The following is a 25,293-nucleotide window of genomic DNA, read 5'->3' as shown; positions in this document are numbered from 1 at the left end:
GATTAATGAAATTAATCCAAAACTGAGGTTTATAGTAGTGACTAAGCAATCCATTTCTAATCACTTTTAAGGATTGCTTAGTTGCTTTCGCCTACTTGCAATGATACCTTTTTTACATCTCCTTAATTTTTGCCATAATCTTTTCTAGGATATTTGAAGGAGTAAGACCAAAATATGAGTATACATCTTCAGAACAACTAGATAGACCAAATTGGTCGACTCCAAAAAACAGTCCGTTTTCTCCAATGATTCGATGCCAGCCAAAGCTACTTGCAGCTTCTATAGCCACTTTCAATTTGGCATTGGATAGGATATTTTGGGTATAGCTACGAGGCTGTTTAAAAAATAACTCAAAACATAATATTGAAATAACATTTACACTAAATCCATTTTTGCTTAGTATATCTTTTACCTCTAAGGCAATTGATAATTCAGAACCTGTAGCAAAGATAGCAACATCTACTTTTTCTTGACTATTTCCTGACAATATATAACCACCTTTAGAGTATAAATTTTGTGAACTAATGTGGCTAACTATTTGATTTTCCTCATTTTGAATCTTAGTAATTTGAGGAACAGCTTGTCTTGTTAAAGCAAGAATAGAAGGACCTTGTTTATTAGATAGTGCAATTCGCCAAGACTCGGCTGTTTCTATATAGTCTGCAGGGCGTAATACCATCATATTTGGTAAGCTTCGAAAGGACGCTAGATGCTCAACTGGTTGGTGAGTAGGGCCGTCTTCTCCTACACCGATTGAATCATGAGTCATTATATAGATTACTTGTTGCTGCATAATAGCAGAAAGTCGCATACTTGGCTTCATATAATCAGAAAAGGCTAGAAAAGTAGCACCTACAGGCAAAAATCCTGATAATGACAGTCCGTTCATGATAGAACCCATAGCATTCTCACGAACACCATAATGGATGTAGTTGCCGCTAAAATCATCTTTACTGATTACTTTACTATGATTATTTTTGATATTATTGGATAATGATAAATCAGCTGACCCAAAAATAATTTTATCAGATAGTTTGCTTAATTCTTCTACAATTCTACCGGATGAACTACGGGTTGCTTCATCTTTTACCGGGATAGGGATATTGTCAAGAAAAGAACAATCGATATTAGGTCTAGCAAAATACACTTTTTGTTCTTGACTTATATCAACAAAGTTTTCCTGCCAATTATTATAACTCACTTGATTTCTTAGCCAAGCGATGCCCCATATATCTTTTAATTCTTTTGGTAGGTCAAATTCTTCATCCTTAAAACCTAAATTTTCTTTTAGCAATTTAACTTCATCTTTGCCAAGGGGCGAACCATGGGCTGCATTTGAATTTACCTTGTTAATAGAACCTTTGGCAATTAAAGTACGACAGGCAATGAAGTAGGGTTTATCAGAATTTTTTGCCCTAGTTAAGCTGGCATTAATTTGCTCAAAATCATGCCCATCTATAGATTCGGTAATCCAACCCATGGCAGTAAATTTAAGCAAATGGTCTTCAGATACGGTAAGGTTGGTAGAGCCATCGATGGAAATTTTATTATCATCAAATAAAACTATTAGGTTATTAAGGCATAAATGTCCAGCTAAAGAAGCAGCCTCGTAGCTTATACCTTCCATTAGGCATCCATCTCCAATTATACAGTAAATTTTATGATCACTAAGATTTTTGCCCAATTTTTGTTGATATTTTTTTTGACCAATAGCCATACCCACTGAAGTGGCAAATCCCTGACCTAAAGGACCTGTAGTAGCCTCAATAGCTTCATATGCTCCATATTCTGGATGTCCAGGAGTTTTTGAATGTAATTTGCGAAATTGTTTTAAATCTTCTAAGTGAAAATTTTTATAATTTGTTAAATAATAAAAACTATAAAGTAACATAGATCCATGCCCAGCTGATAGAACTAGGCGATCACGGTCAAACCAAGTTGGATCATTAGGATTGAATTTAAGAAAATCAAACACTAAAACTGTCATCACATCTGCCATGCCAAGTACCATACCTGGATGGCCTGACTTGGCATGCTCTATGCTATCACTTGCTAAAACTCTAATACAGTTACTTAGTTTACAATATTCTTCTGAATATTTTGGTATTTTATTAAACTTCATTATGATAAATATCGCTTTTATGTTAAAAGATATATACTTTTCTAGTTTTAAGAATTGGAATATATTGATAAAAATTTTTTATGAATCTACATCAAAATAGATATTATGACAACAAAACTATTATCCGTTTTCTCGTGGTTTACTACTTTATTTCATCAATTACGGTTATCAATCAGTTCAATAAATTTTTACCAAGATGTTTATAGATCATATACAGGGTATGGAATTAAATACATATTTACTGTATCTTTTATATCATCATTGATTTTCTGTCTTTTTATATTTAATTATTTGTTGGCTTTGACGGATTATTTTACTGAAAACCGCTCTACAAAAAGCACCACAACTATTGAATATATATTAAAACAGTTACCGGAAATCTATTATGATGGTAGTAAAATTTTAGTTGATCAAGATGAAGCTATATATTTACTCGATGAAAATGGTAATAAAATTGCTGTTATAGACTCAAAGAATCAACTACCTTATAGCGAGAAAATTAAAGTTCCTATCCTCTTTAGTAGCAATAATATAACCCTTACTACGATTGAAATAACTGATAAAAAAAAGAGTGCATTTAGTATTGGATATTCTAAATTATTTACTTCTGATCAAAAAATTCTAACTGAAGAAGTCATTAAAAAGCATTTTTCTAGGATTCTTACACAAGCACCGAAGGTATTTATTTACATTTTAATGCCGATAATGATAGTCTTTCGTTTTGTAACAATTTTATTCGAAAAAAGCTTTATTATTATATTAGTATATCTGTTAACTAATTATTTTGGTCCTAAATCCTCTTGGCAAACATGCACTAGGATAGTATTATTTTCAAGTGGAGTGCCCATTTTATTACAACCTATTATCGTTATATTTTTACCAGCATTGAGTGGCATGGTATTTTTTATACAGATGTTTGCCTATTTTTTACTCTTTTTGGGGATGTTACAAATACGAAGTAAATAGGGAAGGGGGGTGATATATAGCTCCTTGCAATAGACTTACTGCATAAGTCAATCTAGTTGGTGATTTTGTCGTCGAAACTCGCCTCCGCTCCTCACGTACGTCTGTGTACGCTGCGGTGCTCGGCTTCGTTTCTCCTAAAAATCCCTCAACTATCTTTGATTTATGCAGCAAGTCTAATGACTAAAAAGAATTTTTAACTTGCATAATGTAGGTTTATTGTATATACTTGTTTATACAGTAACAATATTAATGATATTATGCAAACTCAAATCCAAAAATGGGGAAATAGCTTGGGAATTAGAATTCCTAAACATCTAGCTGATAAGTTACATTTTCAACAAGGTACATTTGTTAATTTAGAAACAGCTGATAACTATTTGATTATCAGTACAGAAACATCAGAATTAGATATATTATTGGATAATATTACAGATTCTAACTGTCATCATGAAATATTAAATGATGACATTGCTGTAGGTAATGAATCGTGGTAACATTCATACCTGAAAGAGGTGATGTAGTTTGGCTTAATTTTGAACCTCAAAAAGGCAAAGAGATTCAAAAAACACTACCAGCGGTAGTTCTTACTCCTTATAAATATAACCTTAAGAGTGGTCTTGCTCTATTTGTACCTATCACTAGTCAAGTTAAGGGCTATCCTTTTGAAGTGATAATAAACTTTGAACAAATAAAGGGAGCAGTATTATGCGATCAAGTACGTTCTATGGATTGGAAAACCTGCACAGCAACTAAAATTCTTACATTAGACAAAATACTCATAAATGTTATATTATCAAAATTAAAACTATTATTGTAGTTATACATTGCTATGAAACAAATATATAAATTTTACTCTCAAAAAGTAAAAGTTGCTTTGAGAATATTGCTTAAAACTATCCTATATGGGATTATAGCCATTAGGCTAATTTATAAACTTCTCTTAGGATCAGTTTCCGGCATTATTCAAGTTTGTTCCATTATTTTAATTTTTAAAATAATTTGACTTAAAAATTAAAATAATTTATTCTATATATAGATAATTAATCTGCCTACAGGCATATCTATTCCCTAGGCTTTGGGACATAGTATTTTTAACGACGAACATTTTTAAGATAAGTCTTTTATTTATGGAATTGATTTATGAAAAATACCCAATATAATTTTAATTCACCAAGCTTTACATTTAATCCATCTCAATCTTTAAGATATGATGTTAAGGGTGTTTTCCCTACTCAGCACATTACCAAAATCCCTGAATTTAATTCTTCTATATTTAATCCACCTCAACATACTATTAAAGCTGATTTTAAAGATACTTCCCATACTCAATATAGTTTTAATGTACAAGGAGTTCCCAAAACCCCTGCATTCAATCCTTCTACTATATTAAATCTACTCTTTTATAGGTAACCGCGATGACCATTCTTCTGTTCCTACAGATTTAATGGGACACAGTATGAATCAAAGTATTCTTGACTATGGACATCATTAAAATCATGAAAAAATTGTTATTTAGACTCTGTTTATTTGGGATTTACCAAATCTTCATTTTTTGCCTAATAAACGTTGTTGTTTATCAATATAGTGGAGTCAAACTTTCTTGGCAGGAGAGTAGCTTTATAATATTGTTTAATATATTATTTATAAGTTGTTTGGTTAGTTTTTATTTTTGTAATCATTATAATAATTCTAAGGAGGATAAATTCTCTAGTGGTTTAGATTTTCTTACGTATATTATACTATTTCTAACTTTTGTGTTAGCTCTACCATTGATATCAGCAACTCAAGATGTTTATCATCAAAACCCTTTAAAAAATTGGCAGGAATATTTAAAAGATAATTTAAAGCATTTTGTTGTTTTTTCGGGATGTGTATTTTTTTATGGTATTAAATTTGTTAGATTTAGTAATAATGCTAGTAGATGTCACTCATATTTAAATTTTATTATAGCTACCATAATATTTATAATTTCTTGTATAGTTGTCGGAATTATGTAAGCCTTAATATTTATCCATGAATTTACACGGTTAGAAAAAGCGATTAGTACGGCAGGAATATGTTCAAGGCGTGATGCAGAACTGCTTATTAAAAATAAGCAAGTAAAAGTAAATGGCGTTATTATTGATTCACCAGCAACCAATGTTGATGAAACTAGTGTTATTGAGGTGTCGGGAAAACTAATAAATCAACAACAGATCCCGCGTTTATGGGTATATTACAAACCTGTTGGACTCATTACTTCGCATAAAGATACAAGTGGTAGAGAAACGGTATTTGCTAGTCTTGCAAAGCTGAATCTGCCTAGAGTAATCTCAATAGGGCGACTGGATATCAATAGTGAAGGGCTATTATTACTAACCAATAATGGTGATTTAGCAAGAAAGTTTGAGCTACCATCAAGTAAAATAGAACGTGTATATAAAGTCAGAGCATATGGTAACCCAAATCTTTTGCTAAAAAATTATAAAAATATAGAAATTGATCAAATACGTTATGATCCTAAATCAATTAAATTAATAAAATCAGGCAGGACAAATTGTTGGTTTGAAGTAGTTTTGACTGAAGGTAAAAATCGTGAAATTAGAAAGATATTTGAACATTTTGGCTTGACTGTTAACCGGTTAATTAGAATTAGCTATGGAGATTTTTTATTAGGTAATTTGCAACCAAATCAGTATAAAGAACAGCCATTCGAAAAATTTAAGAAATTTTTATGATTAGAATTATAGCAGGCAAACATAAAAATCGGATCATACCTACCTTAAAAAACTCTAACTATCGTCCTTCCACAGGGAAAATCCGAGAGGCGATTTTTAGTATACTAACTTCAGGAGAATTCATTGATTGTAGGTTATTTAACAATGAATCTAAAGTTCTCGATTTATTTGCCGGCACTGGTAGTCTAGCTTTTGAGAGCTGTTCTAGAGGTGCTGGAGCAGTTACATTAGTTGATATAAATGCTAATTATTTACAGGCAGCAAAAGAGTTTGCTAGTAAAATAGGTAAGCTGGATAAAATGACTTTCTTAAATATCAATGCTATAGCTTTGCCAAAATGTAAAAACAGCTTTGATCTAATTTTTATTGATCCACCATACGGTCATAATCTTGTATCGAAGGCAGTTAATGCTTTAAAAAAAGGTCAATGGTTAAAAGATGGTAGCATTATTGTAGTCGAACTTGCTAAAAATGAAGATTTTAGCGATGATTCTTTACAGCTAATTAAAGAAAAAATATACGGTGATAGTAAATTGCTTATCTTAAAATACATAAATGTTCTATAATATAGATTATGGAAAATAAACCTTTTGTAAATTTTATTTTATGCCTAAAGAGTTTAACAGGAGCAGTTAATACAGCTGTAGACAATTATCAAGCTACTTGTACGAATTCTTCTACTGTAGAGACAACGGGTGGTGAATTACATTACTATGATTGGCATGATGATATGCAGAAGAACTATAGTGGCTATTGAATTGATTAGCATATTATTCAAAGGTTTAAAATATAGCAATAATATTTATGGTTTGTATAAGTGAGCTTATTTTGCTTCACTATGGTGCTAAAGCTTACTCTCTGTATATTACTAACTATTTGTTCGTTTATATTATTGATTTTGGCTAATGAATATTATCTTAAAAATAAGAGTGGCAAAATCTATATTATTTTAGATTTCCTGATTATAAGCACTTTTGCATTATGTAGCTGGTTAGGAATAACAATTATATTTATTATCGTAGATATTTACGATAACAAACCTTTAAGCAGTTGGTCTGAATATTGCTATATGAATAGAAAAGCGGCATATTTTGTATTTTTACCATGGATAGTTCTTAATGCTTTTAAAGCCTTAAGAATTCTTTGTAAGAAAGATAAGAATTGATAATTCTTATCTTTCTTCTAGCTTTTTATAAAGAAGCATCGCATCACCATAACTAAAAAACCGCATTCTCGTATCTATAGCATATTTGTAGATATCAGTTATTTCCTTATAACCAGCAAAAGCACAAACTAACATGAATAATGTAGACTTTGGCAAATGGAAATTGGTAATTAGCATATCAACAATTTGAAATTTAAATCCTGGTCTGATAAAAATGTCTGTTTCAAATTCACCACTTGTTATTTGCCCATTAAGAGAATTGGCAATGGCGTTACCTTCTAATGCTCGTAAGCTGGTAGTTCCGACGGCTATTATTCGTCTATTTTCTTTTTTCGCCTTATTAATCATATTTGCGGTTTTTTTATCTATATGATAATATTCTGAATGCATTTGATGTTGATCAATATCTTCAGTTTTAACTGGTAGGAACGTCCCTGCTCCAACATGCAAAGTAATAAAAGCAGTTTCAATATTTCTTGCTTTAATTAATGCCAATAATTCATCAGAAAAATGTAGCCCTGCAGTTGGAGCTGCTACTGCCCCAGGTTTTTTACTATAGACTGTTTGATATCTATTATTATCCTCTAGTAAATTTTCGTGCCTCTTTATATAAGGAGGTAGAGGGATTTCACCGTATTTTTCTAAAAATTCAAAAACTGAAATATTATCTAGAACAAACGTGACTTCAACCTGTCCCATCCCAAGTTTTCTACTTATAATAATCTTATTACCAGCAAAATCAAACTGATCTTCAATATCAAGTCTTTTGGACGGCTTGGCAAAACCATGCCAATAATTATCACTTATTGTCTTGTTTAGGTATAATTCGATTTTTTTGCCAGCTTTATTTAGTAGCAATTTGGCTTTAATAACTTTAGTATCATTAAATACCATTAAATCACCAGGGCATAGATAGTCAATTATATCATAAAACTTGGTCTGCACTAAGTCTTTGTTTGGTGCTACTGCCAACAAATTAGAGTCCTCTCGTTTTTTTTCTGGTTTCTGAGCGATTAACTCAGTCGGTAAGGTAAAATCAAAATCAGATAATTTCATTGTACCTCTCATATAAATTTGGGGGCGATTATGTTTTAATATAATCTGCTCGTCAATGATTATTTCACAAATCCCTTGTGTTACTGTAATATTAGCTATACAATTATAGGTTTCTTTTCTACTATCTACACCATATTATTATATTTTAACCTATTAAAATAGGTTCTATACTCGGTGAACTTCAAGAATTGGCGTTGTCGTGTCTAAAGATCTCCGCTGCTCACGTACTAATGTACGCTCCGCTGCTCGACTTTGACACTCCTAGCTCTTCTTGAAGTTATACTATCGTCTACCAACTCTTCATTTACGAGCAGTATATGTGCTTATCTAAGGTTAAAATACTTATAGCAAAGGTGCTATTTGTAATATCTGCATTAGGGACTGTAATTATTATACCAATTACGGTATATGGAACTGGTGATTCCTCTAGGCATAAGGCTGTAGAACTTTTTAATACTCCATTGGTTATTAATGAAAAACGAGCATTGGAACAGTTTAAAAAACATTTGGGTGTTAACCAACCCAATTCTTACCTAACTAATGCGGCTAAATTTTTTCGTAAAAAAACACAAGGGCAAAATGAATTCGAACTAGAAGAGCTGAATGTTGAATTTATTCCCTCTGAATTTTATGATGATATAGCCCCTGATGAACCTTATGTGGATATAGAAAAAATAAAAAAAAAATCAAAAGAATACAACCGATGGACAACAACCAATAGTGCCAGTAACTAATGTACCACAACAAGCAGGATTAGAAGGAGTTGGATCAGGATATAATCCTGCCCCACTTTTATTTCCTAATAATGGACTATCGCCAGCAAGGGGAGATGCAGCTGCTGGAGTACCGCCAGCAAGGGAAGATGCAGCTGTTGGAGTACTGCTAGCAAGGGGAGATGCAGCTGCTGGAGTAGCACCAGCAAGGGGAGATGCAGCTGCTGGAGTACCGCCAGCAAGGGGAGATGCAGCTGTTGGAGTGCCGCTAGCAAGGGGAGATGGAGCTGCTGGAGTAGCACCAGCAGGGGGAGGAGCCGCAGCACCGCCAGTAGGAGGAGAAGCAGCACCACCAGTAGGAGAAAGAGCAGCACCGGCAGCAGAAGCTATAGTGCCACAAGAAAAAGTTGAACAGATAGCAAGGGAAACAGTGGCATTTGCGATTGCCTTAGCACTGAATGAAATAATTATCTTGTCTCATGAATTCGCAAACTCATCTATTGATTTAAGATTAAGAGATTTAAGGCATCTAAACAATCTTCCTCCTCCCGCTGCTGATGATGAAGATGATATTGTTCCTAAAAATGTGTGGGTTAGTGGTACGATAGGTATAACCAAATATAATGGGAAATGCTTGTTAAGTAGCTATACTGGCAGAACTAGTGCTGCAACTATTGGAGGCGATTTAGAGTTACCTAATGGCAGCATTATTGGAGGAGCTTATAATTATGTTCTCTCTAATTTTGAATACAAGAATAGTACTGAGAAATTTACTGCCCACACCCACGTAATAAGTTATTGATATCTTAGGCATCATTGCAAGACCACGTGAGTGTAGTGGTAATCCATTGCTAATCCACCCTTTCCTAGATTGCTTCGTCACCACTGAAGTGACTCCTCGCAATGACGTAGAGGCTATCTAAAACCTTAACGGGTTAGCTATAGTTCTTAATTATCTCCATAATGACTCCACATACGTAGTATCTTTATCCTCTTATCTACCATATCTACTTCATAAAATAATCTATGTTGCAAATTAATCCTTCTTGAATAAGCCCCCAAATACATACCTCTTAACTTTTTAAAGGGCGGCGGATTTTGAAATGGATCATTACCTACAATTTCTAATAACTTGTATATTTGCTTCTGCAAAGGTGATTTTTTAATCTTTTTAAAATCTTTACAAGCATCGCTAGTAAAATACAAACTATACATCTAGCTAATCCACCAGTTTTGTCTTACAATCTTTAAAATCAGTAGCAAGACCTTTAATTATGGATTGGCTTAATTCTTTATTTGTTGCTACAAATAATGTCTCTTGAATATCTTCCCAGTCCTGCTCTGAAATTAAAACTGCTGCATTTCTTTTACCTTTTATTATTGTTGGCTCATGATTCTCTGCTACCAAATCTATCAATTTATATAAGTTCTTTCTAGCTTCACTAGCTATTAAATATGTCATAATTACTCCTTTTAAAATGTTAATTAATAGACTTACTGCATAAGTCAATCTAGTTGGTGATTTTGTCGTCGAAACTCGCCTCCGCTCCTCACGTACGTCTGTGTACGCTGCGGTACTCGGCTTCGTTTCTCCTAAAAATCCCTCAACTATCTTTGATTTATGCAGCAAGTCTAATAGTACTATATATGGTACTGTTAATCAATATCTTTCATCCCTTTTACTACAGACTTCTTGCCAATTTTGCTTCCCTTTAATAAAGCTTTATAATCTATCGTAAGCTTAGTAGTTATAAGGTCAGAACTACGCTGAAAATTTATATTACATGCTTTCATACTAGCAACAATATAATCTTGAAGAATACATGCATTAGCTGTTAATTTATTAGTAATTTTTTCAGCAAGTAAAGTCAATAGGCCTTGGTTTTTATCCCTAGCAAAAGCACTTATCTCAAATTCCACCTCGTAAATATTTTGATCTAATCTTGATATATTTTCAACTTTCAAAATATTTATTAGTAAGCACGGATATTTTGCATCTTGGACTACCGATATGTAAATTCGATCAACGCTAAGTCTAATATCTTGGTCATTAGATAATAATTTATATATTGTCATGTGAAAATCATGAATAAAATTAACAGACATATATCTCTAGCCCTACGATATTCAAGAATTTACTTTGTTCTGCCACGTTAATAATCCGTTTAATCTCAAATTGCCTATCTCTAAATGATATACGCATCTTGGTGGTAATTTCTTTGATAAATCTTATTTTAAACAGATAAAACCCTTCCGTCATAATATGACCAAAATTCACATGTTCTATCGATGTAAATCGATTATCACAAATAGGTTTTATTTCAGCATAAACAGATAATTTCTCTTGCCATTTTTCTTGCTCTATTTCACTTGTAGAAAAGTTTTCTAAAATTTTTACCTGATGCTGCAAACTACGTGCTACTGATTTTTTCATTTTTAACTATATTTTTAATTGTCTATATGCTAAATATAAATTTTTAACTTCCGTTGACAAAGAAGTAGCATTTTGCCTTTCCCTATCATACATTTCTGCTATATGCATTAATATGCCATGCCTTATTGAAGCTGGAATATTAATTTTATCATATCCAATAATATATTCAACTATTAATTGATAGTTTTCTAACTTTTTATTCAAACATAATAACGATCGATCATGATCTAGATAATATTGATCAGATCGCAGTTCAATCGATTCACTACTATTTGTTAGAGCAATCTTCACTATCTCTTTTATCGGTTGATATTTTAGCTGAAAATTTTGTTGATTTTTAATGTTACAAATAAACTCTACCCGCCTTGTTATTATCGTAAGTTTAGTAAAATTCTCAGCAGCCATAATTGCCGCACCTATTAAGCCACTAATTAACTCATCATCATAATTTCCTTCTATCCTCATATAGTTTTTAACTTCTACTAAAGTCCAAATAGTCTGAGGAATTAATTCAATAACTTTAAATATATTTTCTTTATGCATATACATTCTCATTCTAATTTCGGATTAATGAAATTAATCCGAAATTGAGATTAGGTTAACTAAATATCGCCAATTTAATAGCACTCTGATTTATACCAATTGCAATAATTAACACGGTGTATTTATCCAGTCTCTATACATAATTGATTTTACTAAATCTACATTATGAGCAAATTGATTCCAAGCGTAACAAGCCATAGTGACGATATCTTCATATACACCATAACATTGGTTAGACAAGAAATGATTTTTGATCCATTCCCAAACTTGTTCCATTGCATTAAGTTCCGGTGCATAGGGCGGAAGCGGTATCAAAGTGATATTGCTTGGCACAGTTAGTTTTTTGGCTGTGTGCCAACCTGCATTATCCGTTAGTAAAGCTATATGTCGGTTGCCTTGAATACTGCGAGAAAGGTCTTCTAAGAATTTATTCATTGCCTGTGTATTTGCATATGGTAAAATTAATGCAAAAGCTTCTCCTGTATCATGGCAAGCAGCTCCATAAATATATGTTGAAATGAATTGCTGTTGCCGAACTTTACGGGGTCTAGTGCCACGCTTAGCCCATATACGAGTTAAGCTACCTTGTTGCCCAACTCGAGTTTCATCCTGAGACCATATATCAACTTTACATCTATCGATATTTTTTGGTAATAATTCTGTTAGCATGTCTGGGAAGTTTTTTTATATGTATTTTGAGTCTCTTGATTTGACTTTGGATGCATTGAACGAGAAGTAATCCAGCTAAAACCAAGGCGGTGCATAGTATTGTAGACTGTTTTTAAAGTACATTTAGCACCATATTCCTCAAGTAACATGATATGTAGCTCCTTTCCAGTTATATACCCACCAGTTTTACTTTCACTGAGCGTATTGATTTTATCAAAAAGAGCAGACTCTTGTATAGTGTTAATCTTCCTAGGGGCACCGCTTCTTTGTGATTCAAATAATCCTTCAAAACCATGATTCCTAAATCTTCTGAGCCATGATTGCACAGTTTTCCAGTGTGACTTCACTATTTCAGATATGGCTTTAAAAGATTTGCCTAATTGAAGGTAATACATCGCCAATAAACGTATACGATTTCGACCATGCGGCTCATGTTTCATCATTTTTATAAAATCATGACCATGAAAACCTTGCGGTAATATTAACCTAGCCATTTGAGTACCTTTATCAGTTAAAAACCCATTTTACACCACTGCGTTAATTATTGCAATTGGTATTAAATCTGCGATAAATACTGTACCAACAACCATAATCATCAGGTAGAAGACGCCATTGGCAACCTGTTCTAACAATAAACCATATTGCTTCAATAAAATGTCTCATTTTTTCTTCATTCTTGTTGTGTATACCATTTCTTTCCTTAAAAAATGATAAAATTACTTCCCATGCTTGTTCTTCTATGTAATACTTCATATTGGTAGTTCCTTTTTTTGATAACTAGAAACTACCATTTCTTCTTACTATGGCAACTTTTTATTCCTCTTGCCTAACTATAATTTTTGTCAACAGAACCTAGTTAATTTGCACCTACCAGCTAGCTTAGTAGATCAAGGGGAAGTAGTTAAGCTAGATGAGACTTACGTAAATTATCATCTCAATAAATTACGGCGTGATATAATTAAGGGTGATATTGCTTATGATATCACTAGCTCATTTGGTCAAGGTTACAGCGACCCACAAATACAACAAGCTTTTGTTAGAAGAATCAAGGAAGTATTAAGTGATGGGCAATTTAGGATAACAGAAGATAAGAAGGCAGTATATTTTGTCTATTTTGACGAACAAGGCACTCATCCTTTGTTTTCTTCGCCTAGCACTATATTTACCGTGCCTTTAATACAATTAAACGATCCTATTTCTACGATGGATAGATTGTTTAACCCATGGTTTGAAACAAGCACCAAATAAAATGCTATGCATTATGTAAAAATGGCATAGATATACTTTTGTATAGAATCATAATATATGATATTATGTATTGTATAATCATTAAATGAGGGTAAAAATGCCAAAAGTAATTACGGTGACAGAGATGGTACGTTCATTTTCAGATATTGTTGGTCAAGTACAATATAGAGGAGAAACTTTTAATATTAAGAAAGGGAGGAATATAGTAGCAAGAATTATGCCAGTTAAAGCAAGTAATACAATAGCGATAAAAGACTTAAATGAATTTTTTCGTAATGGTCCTCATCTTGATAAAGATGATATAGATGAATTTGAGAAGGATATTAATGCAGTTAAATCATTGAAGTTACAGGATTGGGGAAATAAATGGGATTAATAATTGATAGTTCGGTAATTATAGCAGTAGAAAAAGGAAAAATAGATTTTGCTAAATTGGTTCAATATGAGCAATCTTATATTAGTCCTATTACTGTTACAGAATTGTTAACAGGAGTTAGTAGATCAAATACTGAGGAACGTCGAATGAAAAGATCAGTATTTGTCGAGCATATAATAAACTCAATTAGCGTGTTGCCTTTTGGAGTTGAAGAAGCAAGGATATATAATCATATCCTATATAATTTATTTATAGAAAATATTACAATAGGTATTCATGATATGTTAATTGCTGCATCAGCTATAGTTCATGGATATCCAATATTAACTTTGAATGGACGAGATTTTAATAGAATAAAAGGATTAGAAGTAGTGACACTTGATACCAAACGATCAAGTTCATAATGGAAGAAACAAGCAAATTTACTCTTGTTTCCTAGAAGGGGGTTAGATGGGCAGTAAGGCACTATTTATTAAATCGAGGGGAGATAGTTTTGGTCTTGATAATCTTGGTGCAGCAAGCTTGGATGTATGGAATGCTGCATTAAACCTTGGTTTTACTGATTCTAGCATATATTTAAGGGACAAGCTAAAATATATGCTATCACCTGAGATGCAGGATATAGCCGAATATGTTGATACGCCTACTATCTCTGAAGAAGAATTTAAGCAAAAATATGCAGATACCGGCTTGCAATATGAACCATATATGACAACTGATATGGTGGAGTATTTGGTTAGCAAAAAGCAACAAAGAGAGATTGACCAATATATAATGGCTAGAGGTAAAGGCGGCTTCCAAGAAGAAGTAGGAAAATTTGCTGCTGAGTTGTTAGGTAGTAATCTTAACCCAGTTAATATTGCAGCCAGCTTTGTGCCTATTGGCGGTCAAGCCAAGTGGGCAGCAGCTAGCTTAAAATATGGAGCGTTAAAAACCGGTTTGTTTAAAGGTTTTGTTGGTGGAGTAGCTGGGCAAACAGCAATAGAGCCTTTTATGCACCGTGAGCGTAGCTTAGAGCAAGTTGATTATGGTTTAAGTGATAGTGTTCATAATATTCTAGCTAGTGGGGCATTTGGAGCTGGACTGCATGCAGTCTCGTATAGCCTTGGTTATGGTTTTAAAAAACTAAAAGAGCATTATTATTCACCATCAGGGCTATTGTCTCAAGATGTTGCCACTAATAATCCAGCAATTAATCAACAATTTAAAAATCTTGTAAATAAATTACAGGATAAAACTCATCCAACAACTAATAACCACCATAGTTCATTATCATTCGATATCAAGGAAGCTCAAGCCATTAAAGATAGTATTTGGCAAGAAGGTATCGCTAAATTTCCAGAATTTTTTGAGCAAGAACAGCATATAGCAAAGTTTGAGGAAATGCTACACCAACTATTTGCCACTGGTGGTGATGAAACAAAAATACCTAATATATTTTTACAACAGTTAAATGAACAAAAAAATAAGTCAGAACGCCCTCGCAAAGCGAGGGGCTTGACGGTTATGAGCAGCCCAAAGGGCTGCCATTGTTAATTAAAATTCTCCTGATTCGTCAGAGCCTAAACTATCAAGTTGCTCTTGATTCTTAATGTAGTGTTTGATCTGATTCTCTTCAAATCCTACAGTTGAGACCGCATAACCTCTAGCCCACAACTTTTCTCCATTAAAATTACGTTTTCGTCCACCAAACTGCCTAGCAACGGCTATAGCACTTTTCCCCTTGATATAGCCTATTATACCAATTGCAATAATTAACGCAGTGGTGTAAAATGGGTTTTTAACTGATAAAGGTACTCAAATGGCTAGGTTAATATTACCGCAAGGTTTTCATGGTCATGATTTTATAAAAATGATGAAACATGAGCCGCATGGTCGAAATCGTATACGTTTATTGGCGATGTATTATACCAATTGCAATAATTAACACGGTGTATTTAGGAGGAATCTTGATGAGCATATGCACATGATCTTGTACCATATGCCCCTCTATGATCTTTCTCCCACGTTGAAAAGCTAACTCATGGAATACGTTCCCAAGATATTTTCTAACCTTCCCGTACAATTCTTTTTTACGACACTTTGGAATAAACACAATATGATATTTGCAATCCCATTTAGAATGATTTAAACTTTCGTATGTTGTCATATATTTTCTCCTTTGACCGTCAAGCCAAAGAAGTTATATATGATAACTTTTTATTTTATACTAAATCTAAAGGCCAAGCCTTGATGGTCTCACTAGTCAAACTAGTGGCTTACCTATCATTGAGTTATTATTTTCTTATTGACTTCCATTACGGATGCTCGTGTATTTTCAAATCCAATTCGTAGGATCATTCGAGTATATATATTGATATTAGTAGAATAATTTGTTATATACACTATTTGGATTAACCAAAATTATTTAGGCTACAGGAATAATTTTATTAAAAACTTATTATTAATTGCGGTCGTGGCGAAATTGGTAGACGCACAGCCTTGAGGGGGTTGTTCTTAACAGAGTGGAAGTTCAAGTCTTCTCGACCGCACCAATTCCATATGTTTCAACTTAGTTGTCTTATAAAACCTAACATGTTAGAATACAAGTGACTCATCCTTCTTGGCTATTGAGGGTACTTTTAGAAAATTCAGTATATATACTCAAATCATTTGAGTATACTCGGTGAACTTCAAGAATTAAGGTCGTCGTATCTAAAAATCGAAGCTGCTCCGTTACTCATGTATGCTCTGCTGCTCGACTTTGCTACTGCCTAGCTCTTCTTGAAGTTGACCTTCGTACTAACTCTTGAAATCATAGCAGTATACTCAAACGAGGAGTTATGCAAAATCAATCAAAAAATATGTTGTCGGTTCATCAAAACCAATTTGACGAAACATTTGAGCACATTAATAATCTTCTGAATAATGATGAATTTGGCAAAGCAATAGAGATTATGAGTAATCTTCACTATGCAGATCTTGCAGATGTTTTAGATAATATAAATCAGAAAACTTATAAAACAATTCTTCCTTTGTTACAGGATACACTAAAGCCTGAAACTTTAGTACAGCTTAGCGTGAACAGTAAACCACTTATAATGCAAATTTTAGGTGTACAGAAAAGTGTACAGCTAATTAATCAACTTGCTATAGAAGATGCTGTTGAAGTTATCGAGGATCTTGATGATCTAACAAAAGAAATGATCTTAAATAATCTCAAAGCAGAAAAAAGACAGCAAATTATAGAAGGCTGTACTTACCCAGAAGATACTGTTGGTAGGGTAATCGAAAGAAACTTTGTGTCATTTCAAGAAGATTGGACAGTAGCCACGGCTATAGATTTTATTAGACACAAACATATAACACAAGATTTTCATGCTGCTATTGTACTCGACAGTAAATACCGACCTATAGGTAGTATACTTCTAAGCACTTTACTGAAGCATAAAGGGGATAAGTTAGTAAAAGATCTTATGAATCCTGAATTTAAAATTACCGATGTATTCACTAATTTAAGTGAGTTAAGTTTTATTTTTAAACAATATGCTCTAACAATTGTACCAGTGGTGAATAAAAGCGGCAAGTTAATAGGTACCGTTTCAATAGATAGTATGCTTTACATCATTGAACAACAAACCGAAAAAGATATAATGTCACTCGGTGGCGTTCATACTCAAGATACATTTTACAATCTATTTTATACTGTGAGACACAGATTCCCTTGGTTATTTGTCAATTTAATTACTGCTTGTATGACATCGATAATTATTAACCAGTTTAGTATTACAATCTCAAAACTTATAACACTAGCAGCTATTATGCCTATTGTTGCTTCTATGGGAGGGAATGCCGGCACACAAGCCATGACAGTGACAGTTAGAGCACTTGCCAACAAAGATATTCACCATAATAATGTGCTGAGAGTGATTCTTAAAGAAATAGCTGTATGCGGATTTAACGGCTCTATATTGGCCTTAGTTGGGGCACTATTAAGCTTAGCAATGCTTTCTGATCCAAATCTTAGCTTGATTTTCTCCATAGCCGTTATCCTAACGTTTCTCATAGCTGGTCTTTTTGGCTCAGTAATACCAATTACTCTACATTATTTAAATATTGATCCCGCCACTGGCTCAGGTGTATTCTTAACCACCATAACTGATTCATTTGCATTTTTTACCTTTCTTACTTTAGCTTATACCTTTTTGGTGTAAACTTGCCTTGAGATTATCGAGTTTAAAGTGCTACAAGAAGTATTGAAGTATTAGTTACTCACACCTTACGCATAACCCCTATGGCAATTTAAAAATTGCAGAAAAGTACAAGACATCATTACGAGACCACGTAGTGGTCGTGGCAATCCACATTTATTGGATTGCCGCGTCGCCGCTTTGCGGCTCTTCGCAATGACATTTATGCATTTTAAAAAACAAACTTTTCTATCATTAGCTGTGACTTTTAAACTGCCCTGCTTGAATGCTTATATGATGATGCTTGACAGCCAGTAACAACAAATAGAGATATGTGTTAATAATATCAAAAAGAAACGTAAAGTGAAAATATTTTATAATATAGATAACTTTAATAGCTAATAATTATTGATTTACAACATCTATATCTATATCTTTACCTGATAGACAAGCTATCATTAGCTGAATTAAATTAACTCACTTAAAGGAAAAATTTATGCACAAAGGTGAATTCATTGATTATATAGCAAACCAACAAAATTGTACTAAAGTTGAAGCTGAAAAAATTATAAATACATTTACCAATGCAGTTACTTCTATTCTTGCTGAAGGTAAAGACGTAATACTGATTGGCTTTGGTAAGTTTTACTCTAGTAAAGTAGCAGCTAGAGCTGGCAAAAATCCTAGAACTGGTCAGCCTCTTAAAATTGAAGCTTACGTTCAACCTAAGTTCTCTGCTGGTGAAAAACTAAAATCTGCCTGCAATGGACGTAAAGACTCAAAACCAAAAACTGCAAAGTAAGTAATATACTCAAATGATTTGAAGAATTGGATTTGAAAATGAATGGTGAGCATGCAAACCCATGATATTTTTAAAAAACAATTCTTTAAATTATTTGATTATACTCTATTTTGAGCTAACCATGATCAAAATGAAACATCGCTTTAATTTGTTACTCACACTTATTAGATTTTATCAATTCTTTATTTCCCCCCTACTTGGTGATAATTGTCGTTTTAATCCATCATGTTCAGAATATGCTAGATCAGCAATAATAATGCATGGTAATATTAAAGGATTATGGTTATTTATTAAGAGAATAATTAGGTGTAATCCTTTCTGTCAAGGTGGATATGATCCTGTGCCTAATACTACCCAACCTGAAAATTAATTGGAAGAGTATACTCGAATGCTTTGAAGAATTGTTTTGTGAAAATATCAGGAACTCGCGTACTCATATACTAAATGTACACCTAGTTCGCTTGCCCCTCATTTTCAACTCCAATTTGTAGGATCATTCGAGTATATAGAGCTACTCATAAAAACAAAATCTTCACGAAGCCTAATTTTTCAAATCATTTTTGCTCAGTCTTTAATCAAATGTAGTAATTTTTCTTTTGCTTCTGCTTTAGCACGTAGGCTTGCATAAGTGTCTTGCTTACTGTCATCTGTAATATGGTTCACAAATACAATAGTCCTATTATCTCTTTGAATCCAACCAACAAACCATCCTTGCTGGAGGTCTAACTTCTTAGTTCTATTTTTATTAAGTTGAGAACCGTTGCCTGTTTTCCCATAAAGTTTCCAACCGCTTGGTAGTTCCTCCACAAAGAGTATATTTTTTGTCATTTCATGAGATTTAAGACTTATTGGTAATTTGTTATCAATAAGATTCTGTAAGAACACGACTTGCTCTTCAGGTGAAATTTCCAACGAACTGGATAGCCATGAATTCGTTAATCCATTGTTTTTACCTTTATCGCCTGAAACATTTTGATTCCCATAGTTAAATTTTATAACATAGTCTTTGAATTTACTCATCCCAAGCTTTTGCGTCAAAACTTGAGAATACCAAACACAACTATTTTGCATCCATGTTGTTGGATTGTGGGGCTGTTTCCACCTGTCAAGCCAATCTACATAACCTTCTTTAAATGGTAACTCAGGATGAGTTTCATCAACTAACAATCCTTCTTCATATCCCATCAAACTAATGGCAATTTTGAACGTTGAGCAAGGTGCATAGCGTGATGCACAATCACCTTCTTGTTTGATAATTTTATCATTTTCTTTAGCCAAAAAGCATTTGGTATCTGCCAGTGAGGATGTGTTAAACAATAACCCAATGCTTAAATATAAAATAAGTTTTTTCATTATACCTTCTAAAAATTTAAGTTTGTTTCTTCTTTTATTAAACCAATAAGCCTTATCGGAGCTTCTGTTGCCCCTCTTACCTTAATTGGCAGAGCTAAGATACAGCTTCCTGTTATAGGTAGATTTGCCAAATTAGCAACATTTTCAACAATATATTTGCGGCCATTGCTCAAAAACAATTTATGGACGGGAAATCCATCTGCTGGCGTCTAGTGACAGTCAATACCAAGTCCGCACACACCTCGTTTTGTCAGTATCTCCGCTGCTTCAATTGATATAGAAGGAAAAATGTGATTATTGCTATACTTTCCCGGATCACCCCAAAACTTTTCCCATCCTGTTTTGATCATCACAAAACTTCCCTCATTGATCATTCCGTATTGTTCTTCAAAATGTTCAATGTCCGTTAGTCTTAGACTATAACGCTCATGACAAGAGCTTGATACATCAATAACAACACAAGGAGCAACCAGCTGCGATAATGGTATTTGATCAATGGTAGTACTCCTGGAATACAGTGTGCTGGTGCATCCATATGTGTACCAATCCCTGCACACGAAATTCTTCATTCTGTCGGCAGTCAGAATAATCCAATTTAACATCAATATTAAACCCACAACCTCCACTCCACGAAGGAGTCTGCTCATCAAGAGTGTGTGTGAGATCAATAATTTTGTATGGAAAAATCATGGCTATCCCTCCTTCAAACTTACCAAAAAGAATCAGTTCGCAATATTCCTATTATAAAGAAAGTAATATAAACAACTATACATAAAACTATATATAAAGTGTAATTAAATACGTAACCTGTCTGCGATCTACTCACCAAAAAACCAAAGTAATTTACCGTTTTAGCAAAGCTATTTGGACCAAATCTATCTATCACTCTTTGATCCATCAAATTGCATAACTTACTTAAGTTAGTTACTAATCTTACTATCACAAAGTCATAAACCTCATCAAAATAATATTTATGTACCAACAGCTTTTCTATAAATCCTATTTTTATTTTTTCTTTGATTCTTCTATAAAAATAAAGCCCCAAAACAATACCTATTAGTCCCGAAACCATTGGTAATAATTTTATATAAAGAGGAGGATGAATTGCTAGTATTTGGTAAATATGAATGTTAAATATACTATCAAGGAAATAACCATTTGGTTTGTCAAAAAACAATATATAATAACCTATCATTCCTGCAAGAAAACTACCTGCCACTAAAAGACTAAGTGGTCCATTCATGATATGGGGTGATTCATGGACATGATTGATGTCAATAGTTAGTCTAGTTTTTCCATGAAATACTAATAAGATAATTTTCATAGAATAAATGGCAGTCAGGACTGCAGCAAGAATTCCAAGAATAAACACGATAGTACCGATACCACCGCTACTATATGCTAGCTCTAAAATAGCATCTTTTGAATAAAATCCTGCTAAAGGATAAATACCTATGAGTGCCAGTGATCCAATTAAAAAATTACAATAAGTAATTGGCATCTTATCTTTCAAACCACCAATCTTAAAAATATTTTGCTCATGACAAGCGTGAATTACACTACCAGCTGATAAAAATAATAAAGCTTTAAAAAATGCATGGGTGACTAAATGAAAAATACCAGCATTATAAGCTGACACACCACAAGCAAGAAACATATAACCAAGTTGGCTACAAGTAGAATAGGCAATAATTTTTTTTATATCATCTTGAACTATGGCAATAGTTGCGGCAAATATACATGTAATACCACCAATAATGGCAATAAAGTGCAATACCCCTATACTATATTCAAATAAATAAGAACATCTAGCTACTAAAAAGACCCCAGCTGTTACCATGGTTGCAGCATGAATAAGTGCCGAGACAGGAGTTGGTCCTTCCATAGCATCTGGTAGCCATATATGCAAGCCAATTTGAGCCGACTTGCCCATGCATCCCAAGAATAATAGTAAACATACCACGTCAATTACTGTTGCTTTAAAACCCAATATACTCAATTGCATCTTAGATAATGACTCTGCTTTATCAAATACACTAGCAAAATCAACTACACCAAAATAAACAATAATGGTAATAATCCCAAGTATAAAAGCAAAATCTCCTACCCTATTTACTATAAAGGCTTTAATTGCTGCTTTATTCGCTGATTCTTTCTGATACCAAAAACCAATTAACAAATACGAACATAGGCCAACACCTTCCCAACCAAAAAATAATTGGACAAAATTATCTGCTGATACCAAAGCTAGCATAAAGAAAGTGAATAATGATAGAAATGCTAGAAATTTAGGTAATCCATCATCATCCGCCATATAGCCAAGAGAATAAATATGTACTACAGCTGAAATCCAAGTAACCACTATAAACATAATAGCGGTTAGCTGATCGACATAAATCGCCCAACTTACTTTCATGTTACCAATTTCTAGCCATTTTGCTAAAATTATATGAATAATGGCTTTGTTTATACCCACATTGTAAAATATAAACATAGATAATAATGCCGATAAACTTATTGCAATAGTGGCAATAAAAGCTGCTTGCTTCTTGCTAAAACACTGACAAAACAAACCATTGATAATACCAGAGATTAAAGGTAACATTACTGTAAGTGTTGCTGCCGAAGCTATCATATCAATTAGCCCTTCATCTGATTTATATCACCCACTTCTATTGAGCCTTTATTTCTAAAATAAACTAGTAATATTGCAAGTCCTATTGTGGTTTCAGCAGCTGCTATTGTTAAAATTATTATACTAAAAATTTGCCCAGACATCTCATGTGTATAAGTAGAGAATGCCACAAAATTGATGTTTACAGCCAGCAGCATCAATTCAATTGACATAAGAATTGTTATGACATTCTTACGATGCATAAACAAACCAACCATCCCTATACTAAAAATGAGGGCCGATAAAGTTAAATAATGTTCCAAAGTAATAGTACTAATCATATTTGAGTCCTTCTATTCCCTTATTTAAATGTGGTTTGACCATTAATATGGAGTTATCTTTATTTTTAGCATACTGCTTAGCAATATCCTGTCTTTTAACTTCGCTGCGATGTCGAATAGTTAAGGTAATACAAGATATCATTGCCACAAATAGAATAATACCCGAAACTTGAAAAGGTAAGATATAATCGGTATATAGTATTTCCCCAATAGCATGAGTATTAGTTACACCTGATGTTATCTCAAATTGGTTATTATCTAAAATTATATTTTTAGTACCTAACCAAATTATCAGGACAAGATCAGCAAACATAATAAGTGCAACAGAAATACTTATAAATAAGTTTCTTTTAAATTGCACAATAACATCGGTAAAACGAATATTCAGCATCATGATAACAAACAAAAATAATACTGCTACTGCCCCAACATATATAACAATCAATATCATTGCTAAAAATTCTGCCCCTAGCAAAACCATTAGCCCCGAACCGTTACAGAAAGTAAAGATCAACCATAAGACAGAATAAACAGGGTTTTTACTGATGACTACCAAACAACTACTTATAACCATTAACCCCGCAAATAAATAAAAAAATATCTCCATAATTATCTATATTTATAATCATCATGTAGCTTAATTGCTAGTTCTTGTTCCCACATATCACCATTTTTCAGCAATTTTTCTTTGTCATAAAGCAATTCTTCATGGGTAATAGTAGCAAATTCAAAATTAGGACCTTCCACTATCGCATCAACTGGACATGCTTCTTGGCATAGACCACAATAAATGCATTTAGTCATATCAATATCATATCTAGTGGTACGCCTACTACCATCTTCTCTTTCTTCTGCTTCAATAATAATAGCTTGAGCCGGACAAATTGCTTCACAAAGCTTACAAGCAATACAACGCTCCTCACCATTGGCGTAACGCCTTAATGCATGCTCACCTTTAAATCTTGGGCTTATCCTTCCCTTCTCATAGGGATAATTTATAGTTACTTTAGGTTTGAAGAAATACTTCAAAGTTAGACTAAGCCCTGAGATTATTTCAAATAAAAAAAAAGACTTCAGGTAACTAATTATTTTCATTTTATTATACACCAAAAATTTGTAGCACTAAGCATGTTTACAATTTATTTTTTCTTCCTAGAGAAGGTTTTAGGTATACTATATACACTCTTCTGCTCCTACGAATTGTTTTTTGAAAATATCATGGATTTGCATGCTCACCATTCATTTTCAAATCCAATTCTTCAAAGCATTTGAGTGTACTTAAAAAGTTCTATCTTTTAATAAATCAGCTATTGCCTGATAAGATTTCAGAGCTTTTTCTGGATCACTGGCAATCATTTCTGCTCCAAGTTTCTCATTATTATTCATATTCCATAAACGACAATTATCCGGGCTAATTTCATCAGCCAACATTACCATAAATTCCTCACCATTAAACACTCTGCCAAATTCTAGTTTGCATTCAACAAGCCTTATACCAATACCTGTAAATAATCCACTTAAAAAATCGTATGTTCTTATGGCTTTATGTTTTACTTCATCAATTTCTTGTTTACTTAACCAACCAAAATTTAGTATTTGGTGTTCATTAATTATAGGATGCTTTAACTCACTACTTCTAACTCTAAAATCGATAATTGGATGATCAAATACGTATCCTTCTTCCATAGAGAATTCTTTTACAAACCTACCGCAAGCTACTGTAGAAACTAATATTTGAACGGGGAAAATATCTACAGATTGTATTAATTGCTCACGCATGTTAATTTTTTCAATTAGGTGGTTATCTATTCCTACCATATCAAGTCTGCTCATTATGAAGGACGAAATATTATTATTCAGCACCCCTTTACCCGAAATATCAAAAATCTCTCCGTTTTCTAAAGTAATTTTGTCAGTAAACGCCATAATAAAAGCAAAATCTTCTTGTGACTGATAAAGAGCTTTACTTGAGCCTTGATATAATTTTTGTTTCATTTGAAAAAGA

At 33.1% G+C, this 25,293-nt stretch carries 36 protein-coding genes, 1 tRNA gene and 1 pseudogene; 19 read left to right on the top strand and 19 right to left on the bottom strand.

Annotated features, from left to right (window positions below):
* Positions 1 to 112: 112 nt before the first annotated feature.
* The gene (tkt, locus tag AAHM80_RS02420) at positions 113 to 2,122 is read right to left on the bottom strand and encodes a transketolase (RefSeq protein ID WP_342260170.1); all 2,010 of its coding nucleotides are present in this window, start codon (positions 2,120 to 2,122) and stop codon (positions 113 to 115) included.
* 105 nt (positions 2,123 to 2,227) lie between these two features.
* Between tkt and AAHM80_RS02415 the strand changes: the two genes are divergently transcribed.
* The 8 genes from AAHM80_RS02415 to AAHM80_RS02380 all read left to right on the top strand — a co-directional run bounded on the left by AAHM80_RS02415 (position 2,228) and on the right by AAHM80_RS02380 (position 6,562).
* A complete protein-coding gene (locus tag AAHM80_RS02415; RefSeq protein ID WP_342260169.1) occupies positions 2,228 to 3,088 on the top strand; it encodes a DUF1189 family protein in 861 nt (286 codons plus the stop codon).
* Between the two features lie 257 nt (positions 3,089 to 3,345).
* A complete protein-coding gene (locus AAHM80_RS02410; RefSeq protein ID WP_341747556.1) occupies positions 3,346 to 3,582 on the top strand; it encodes an AbrB/MazE/SpoVT family DNA-binding domain-containing protein in 237 nt (78 codons plus the stop codon).
* Positions 3,576 to 3,905: a type II toxin-antitoxin system PemK/MazF family toxin gene (locus tag AAHM80_RS02405; protein WP_342260168.1), complete on the top strand. Its 330-nt coding sequence runs from the start codon at positions 3,576 to 3,578 to the stop codon at positions 3,903 to 3,905. Before AAHM80_RS02410 ends, AAHM80_RS02405 begins: the two co-directional genes overlap by 7 nt.
* 323 nt (positions 3,906 to 4,228) lie before the next feature.
* Positions 4,229 to 4,498 carry a hypothetical protein gene (locus AAHM80_RS02400; RefSeq protein ID WP_342260167.1) on the top strand — a complete coding sequence of 90 codons (270 nt, stop codon included), beginning with the start codon at positions 4,229 to 4,231 and terminating at the stop codon, positions 4,496 to 4,498.
* Between the two features lie 215 nt (positions 4,499 to 4,713).
* The gene (locus AAHM80_RS02395; RefSeq protein WP_342260166.1) at positions 4,714 to 5,085 is read left to right on the top strand and encodes a hypothetical protein; all 372 of its coding nucleotides are present in this window, start codon (positions 4,714 to 4,716) and stop codon (positions 5,083 to 5,085) included.
* Positions 5,086 to 5,097: 12 nt separating this feature from the next.
* Positions 5,098 to 5,805, top strand: coding sequence for a pseudouridine synthase (locus tag AAHM80_RS02390; RefSeq protein ID WP_342260401.1), 708 nt, complete (start codon positions 5,098 to 5,100; stop codon positions 5,803 to 5,805).
* The gene (rsmD, locus tag AAHM80_RS02385) at positions 5,802 to 6,371 is read left to right on the top strand and encodes a 16S rRNA (guanine(966)-N(2))-methyltransferase RsmD (protein ID WP_342260165.1); all 570 of its coding nucleotides are present in this window, start codon (positions 5,802 to 5,804) and stop codon (positions 6,369 to 6,371) included. Before AAHM80_RS02390 ends, rsmD begins: the two co-directional genes overlap by 4 nt.
* Positions 6,372 to 6,379: 8 nt before the next feature.
* Entirely contained in the window at positions 6,380 to 6,562 is a 183-nt protein-coding gene (locus AAHM80_RS02380) for a hypothetical protein (protein WP_342260164.1), read from the top strand.
* A gap of 414 nt (positions 6,563 to 6,976) precedes the next feature.
* Here the strand turns inward: AAHM80_RS02380 and queA are convergent, their stop codons facing one another.
* Entirely contained in the window at positions 6,977 to 8,026 is a 1,050-nt protein-coding gene (queA, locus tag AAHM80_RS02375) for a tRNA preQ1(34) S-adenosylmethionine ribosyltransferase-isomerase QueA (RefSeq protein WP_342260163.1), read from the bottom strand.
* A gap of 317 nt (positions 8,027 to 8,343) precedes the next feature.
* On the opposite strand from queA, the gene AAHM80_RS02370 reads away from it, so the two are divergent.
* Both AAHM80_RS02370 and AAHM80_RS02365 read left to right on the top strand, forming a co-directional pair.
* Entirely contained in the window at positions 8,344 to 8,760 is a 417-nt protein-coding gene (locus tag AAHM80_RS02370; protein WP_342260162.1) for a hypothetical protein, read from the top strand.
* Positions 8,747 to 9,541 (top strand): hypothetical protein, encoded by a 795-nt coding sequence (locus AAHM80_RS02365; protein WP_342260161.1) that lies wholly within the window; start codon positions 8,747 to 8,749, stop codon positions 9,539 to 9,541. The genes AAHM80_RS02370 and AAHM80_RS02365 overlap by 14 nt, the downstream gene beginning before the upstream one ends.
* Positions 9,542 to 9,687: 146 nt before the next feature.
* On the opposite strand, the gene AAHM80_RS02360 is transcribed toward AAHM80_RS02365, so the two are convergent.
* From AAHM80_RS02360 to AAHM80_RS02325, 8 genes are all read right to left on the bottom strand, one after another.
* Positions 9,688 to 9,954, bottom strand: a complete 267-nt coding sequence (locus tag AAHM80_RS02360) for a Txe/YoeB family addiction module toxin (protein WP_342260160.1) — start codon at positions 9,952 to 9,954, stop codon at positions 9,688 to 9,690.
* Between the two features lie 4 nt (positions 9,955 to 9,958).
* Positions 9,959 to 10,201 (bottom strand): type II toxin-antitoxin system Phd/YefM family antitoxin, encoded by a 243-nt coding sequence (locus AAHM80_RS02355; RefSeq protein WP_341751823.1) that lies wholly within the window; start codon positions 10,199 to 10,201, stop codon positions 9,959 to 9,961.
* A gap of 194 nt (positions 10,202 to 10,395) precedes the next feature.
* Positions 10,396 to 10,815, bottom strand: a complete 420-nt coding sequence (locus AAHM80_RS02350; RefSeq protein WP_342260159.1) for a hypothetical protein — start codon at positions 10,813 to 10,815, stop codon at positions 10,396 to 10,398.
* A gap of 19 nt (positions 10,816 to 10,834) precedes the next feature.
* Positions 10,835 to 11,173, bottom strand: coding sequence for a phage head closure protein (locus AAHM80_RS02345; RefSeq protein WP_341751821.1), 339 nt, complete (start codon positions 11,171 to 11,173; stop codon positions 10,835 to 10,837).
* Positions 11,174 to 11,179: 6 nt separating this feature from the next.
* A complete protein-coding gene (locus tag AAHM80_RS02340) occupies positions 11,180 to 11,716 on the bottom strand; it encodes a head-tail connector protein (protein ID WP_342260158.1) in 537 nt (178 codons plus the stop codon).
* A 108-nt stretch (positions 11,717 to 11,824) separates the two neighbouring features.
* The gene (locus AAHM80_RS02335) at positions 11,825 to 12,385 is read right to left on the bottom strand and encodes an IS630 family transposase (RefSeq protein WP_342259384.1); all 561 of its coding nucleotides are present in this window, start codon (positions 12,383 to 12,385) and stop codon (positions 11,825 to 11,827) included.
* Positions 12,379 to 12,879 carry a helix-turn-helix domain-containing protein gene (locus AAHM80_RS02330; RefSeq protein ID WP_342259385.1) on the bottom strand — a complete coding sequence of 167 codons (501 nt, stop codon included), beginning with the start codon at positions 12,877 to 12,879 and terminating at the stop codon, positions 12,379 to 12,381. The genes AAHM80_RS02335 and AAHM80_RS02330 overlap by 7 nt, the downstream gene beginning before the upstream one ends.
* A gap of 43 nt (positions 12,880 to 12,922) precedes the next feature.
* Positions 12,923 to 13,138: a transposase gene (locus AAHM80_RS02325; protein WP_342260157.1), complete on the bottom strand. Its 216-nt coding sequence runs from the start codon at positions 13,136 to 13,138 to the stop codon at positions 12,923 to 12,925.
* Between the two features lie 108 nt (positions 13,139 to 13,246).
* On the opposite strand from AAHM80_RS02325, the gene AAHM80_RS02320 reads away from it, so the two are divergent.
* The 4 genes from AAHM80_RS02320 (at position 13,247) to AAHM80_RS02305 (ending at position 15,545) form a co-directional block, all read left to right on the top strand.
* Complete coding sequence (locus AAHM80_RS02320; protein WP_342260156.1) at positions 13,247 to 13,633, top strand: hypothetical protein; 387 nt, start codon at positions 13,247 to 13,249, stop codon at positions 13,631 to 13,633.
* Positions 13,634 to 13,730: 97 nt separating this feature from the next.
* On the top strand, positions 13,731 to 14,009 hold the full coding sequence (locus tag AAHM80_RS02315; RefSeq protein WP_341755777.1) for an antitoxin: 279 nt from the start codon (positions 13,731 to 13,733) through the stop codon (positions 14,007 to 14,009).
* Complete coding sequence (locus AAHM80_RS02310; RefSeq protein ID WP_342260155.1) at positions 14,000 to 14,413, top strand: PIN domain-containing protein; 414 nt, start codon at positions 14,000 to 14,002, stop codon at positions 14,411 to 14,413. Before AAHM80_RS02315 ends, AAHM80_RS02310 begins: the two co-directional genes overlap by 10 nt.
* Before the next feature lie 46 nt (positions 14,414 to 14,459).
* Positions 14,460 to 15,545 carry a hypothetical protein gene (locus AAHM80_RS02305; protein ID WP_342260154.1) on the top strand — a complete coding sequence of 362 codons (1,086 nt, stop codon included), beginning with the start codon at positions 14,460 to 14,462 and terminating at the stop codon, positions 15,543 to 15,545.
* On the opposite strand, the gene AAHM80_RS02300 is transcribed toward AAHM80_RS02305, so the two are convergent.
* Positions 15,546 to 15,719 carry a transposase gene (locus AAHM80_RS02300; protein ID WP_410521520.1) on the bottom strand — a complete coding sequence of 58 codons (174 nt, stop codon included), beginning with the start codon at positions 15,717 to 15,719 and terminating at the stop codon, positions 15,546 to 15,548.
* Between the two features lie 91 nt (positions 15,720 to 15,810).
* Here AAHM80_RS02300 and AAHM80_RS02295 point away from each other — a divergent pair, with 91 nt between their 5' ends.
* Positions 15,811 to 15,936: a hypothetical protein gene (locus AAHM80_RS02295; RefSeq protein ID WP_342260153.1), complete on the top strand. Its 126-nt coding sequence runs from the start codon at positions 15,811 to 15,813 to the stop codon at positions 15,934 to 15,936.
* Here AAHM80_RS02295 and tnpA read toward each other — a convergent pair.
* Positions 15,937 to 16,158, bottom strand: a pseudogene (gene tnpA / locus AAHM80_RS02290) (IS200/IS605 family transposase); the annotation flags it as partial. It lies immediately after the preceding gene.
* Positions 16,159 to 16,458: 300 nt separating this feature from the next.
* On the opposite strand from tnpA, the gene AAHM80_RS02285 reads away from it, so the two are divergent.
* The 4 genes from AAHM80_RS02285 (at position 16,459) to yidD (ending at position 19,350) form a co-directional block, all read left to right on the top strand.
* A tRNA-Leu gene (locus AAHM80_RS02285) sits at positions 16,459 to 16,543 on the top strand.
* Positions 16,544 to 16,831: 288 nt separating this feature from the next.
* A complete protein-coding gene (gene mgtE / locus AAHM80_RS02280) occupies positions 16,832 to 18,202 on the top strand; it encodes a magnesium transporter (RefSeq protein WP_341755048.1) in 1,371 nt (456 codons plus the stop codon).
* Between the two features lie 472 nt (positions 18,203 to 18,674).
* Positions 18,675 to 18,980: an HU family DNA-binding protein gene (locus AAHM80_RS02275; RefSeq protein ID WP_341752074.1), complete on the top strand. Its 306-nt coding sequence runs from the start codon at positions 18,675 to 18,677 to the stop codon at positions 18,978 to 18,980.
* Between the two features lie 130 nt (positions 18,981 to 19,110).
* Positions 19,111 to 19,350: a membrane protein insertion efficiency factor YidD gene (gene yidD / locus AAHM80_RS02270; RefSeq protein ID WP_342260400.1), complete on the top strand. Its 240-nt coding sequence runs from the start codon at positions 19,111 to 19,113 to the stop codon at positions 19,348 to 19,350.
* A 194-nt stretch (positions 19,351 to 19,544) separates the two neighbouring features.
* Here yidD and blaOXA read toward each other — a convergent pair whose 3' ends face one another.
* From blaOXA to AAHM80_RS02240, 7 genes are all read right to left on the bottom strand, one after another.
* Complete coding sequence (blaOXA, locus tag AAHM80_RS02265; RefSeq protein ID WP_342260152.1) at positions 19,545 to 20,333, bottom strand: class D beta-lactamase; 789 nt, start codon at positions 20,331 to 20,333, stop codon at positions 19,545 to 19,547.
* 209 nt (positions 20,334 to 20,542) lie between these two features.
* Positions 20,543 to 20,902 (bottom strand): cyclase family protein, encoded by a 360-nt coding sequence (locus AAHM80_RS08565; RefSeq protein ID WP_410521519.1) that lies wholly within the window; start codon positions 20,900 to 20,902, stop codon positions 20,543 to 20,545.
* A gap of 140 nt (positions 20,903 to 21,042) precedes the next feature.
* On the bottom strand, positions 21,043 to 22,968 hold the full coding sequence (gene nuoL / locus AAHM80_RS02260; RefSeq protein ID WP_342260151.1) for an NADH-quinone oxidoreductase subunit L: 1,926 nt from the start codon (positions 22,966 to 22,968) through the stop codon (positions 21,043 to 21,045).
* Between the two features lie 5 nt (positions 22,969 to 22,973).
* Complete coding sequence (gene nuoK / locus AAHM80_RS02255; RefSeq protein ID WP_341747416.1) at positions 22,974 to 23,288, bottom strand: NADH-quinone oxidoreductase subunit NuoK; 315 nt, start codon at positions 23,286 to 23,288, stop codon at positions 22,974 to 22,976.
* Entirely contained in the window at positions 23,281 to 23,895 is a 615-nt protein-coding gene (locus tag AAHM80_RS02250; RefSeq protein WP_342260150.1) for an NADH-quinone oxidoreductase subunit J, read from the bottom strand. Before AAHM80_RS02250 ends, nuoK begins: the two co-directional genes overlap by 8 nt.
* Before the next feature lie 2 nt (positions 23,896 to 23,897).
* Positions 23,898 to 24,377 carry an NADH-quinone oxidoreductase subunit NuoI gene (gene nuoI, locus AAHM80_RS02245; protein ID WP_341754835.1) on the bottom strand — a complete coding sequence of 160 codons (480 nt, stop codon included), beginning with the start codon at positions 24,375 to 24,377 and terminating at the stop codon, positions 23,898 to 23,900.
* A gap of 189 nt (positions 24,378 to 24,566) precedes the next feature.
* Positions 24,567 to 25,283 carry a phosphoribosylaminoimidazolesuccinocarboxamide synthase gene (locus AAHM80_RS02240; protein WP_341747414.1) on the bottom strand — a complete coding sequence of 239 codons (717 nt, stop codon included), beginning with the start codon at positions 25,281 to 25,283 and terminating at the stop codon, positions 24,567 to 24,569.
* Positions 25,284 to 25,293: the final 10 nt, after the last annotated feature.

The organism is Candidatus Tisiphia endosymbiont of Metellina segmentata, from assembly GCF_964030715.1.
Lineage (GTDB): Bacteria > Pseudomonadota > Alphaproteobacteria > Rickettsiales > Rickettsiaceae > Tisiphia.
Note: the sequence above shows the minus strand (reverse complement) of the source record. Positions and strands in the feature narration are given on the sequence as shown.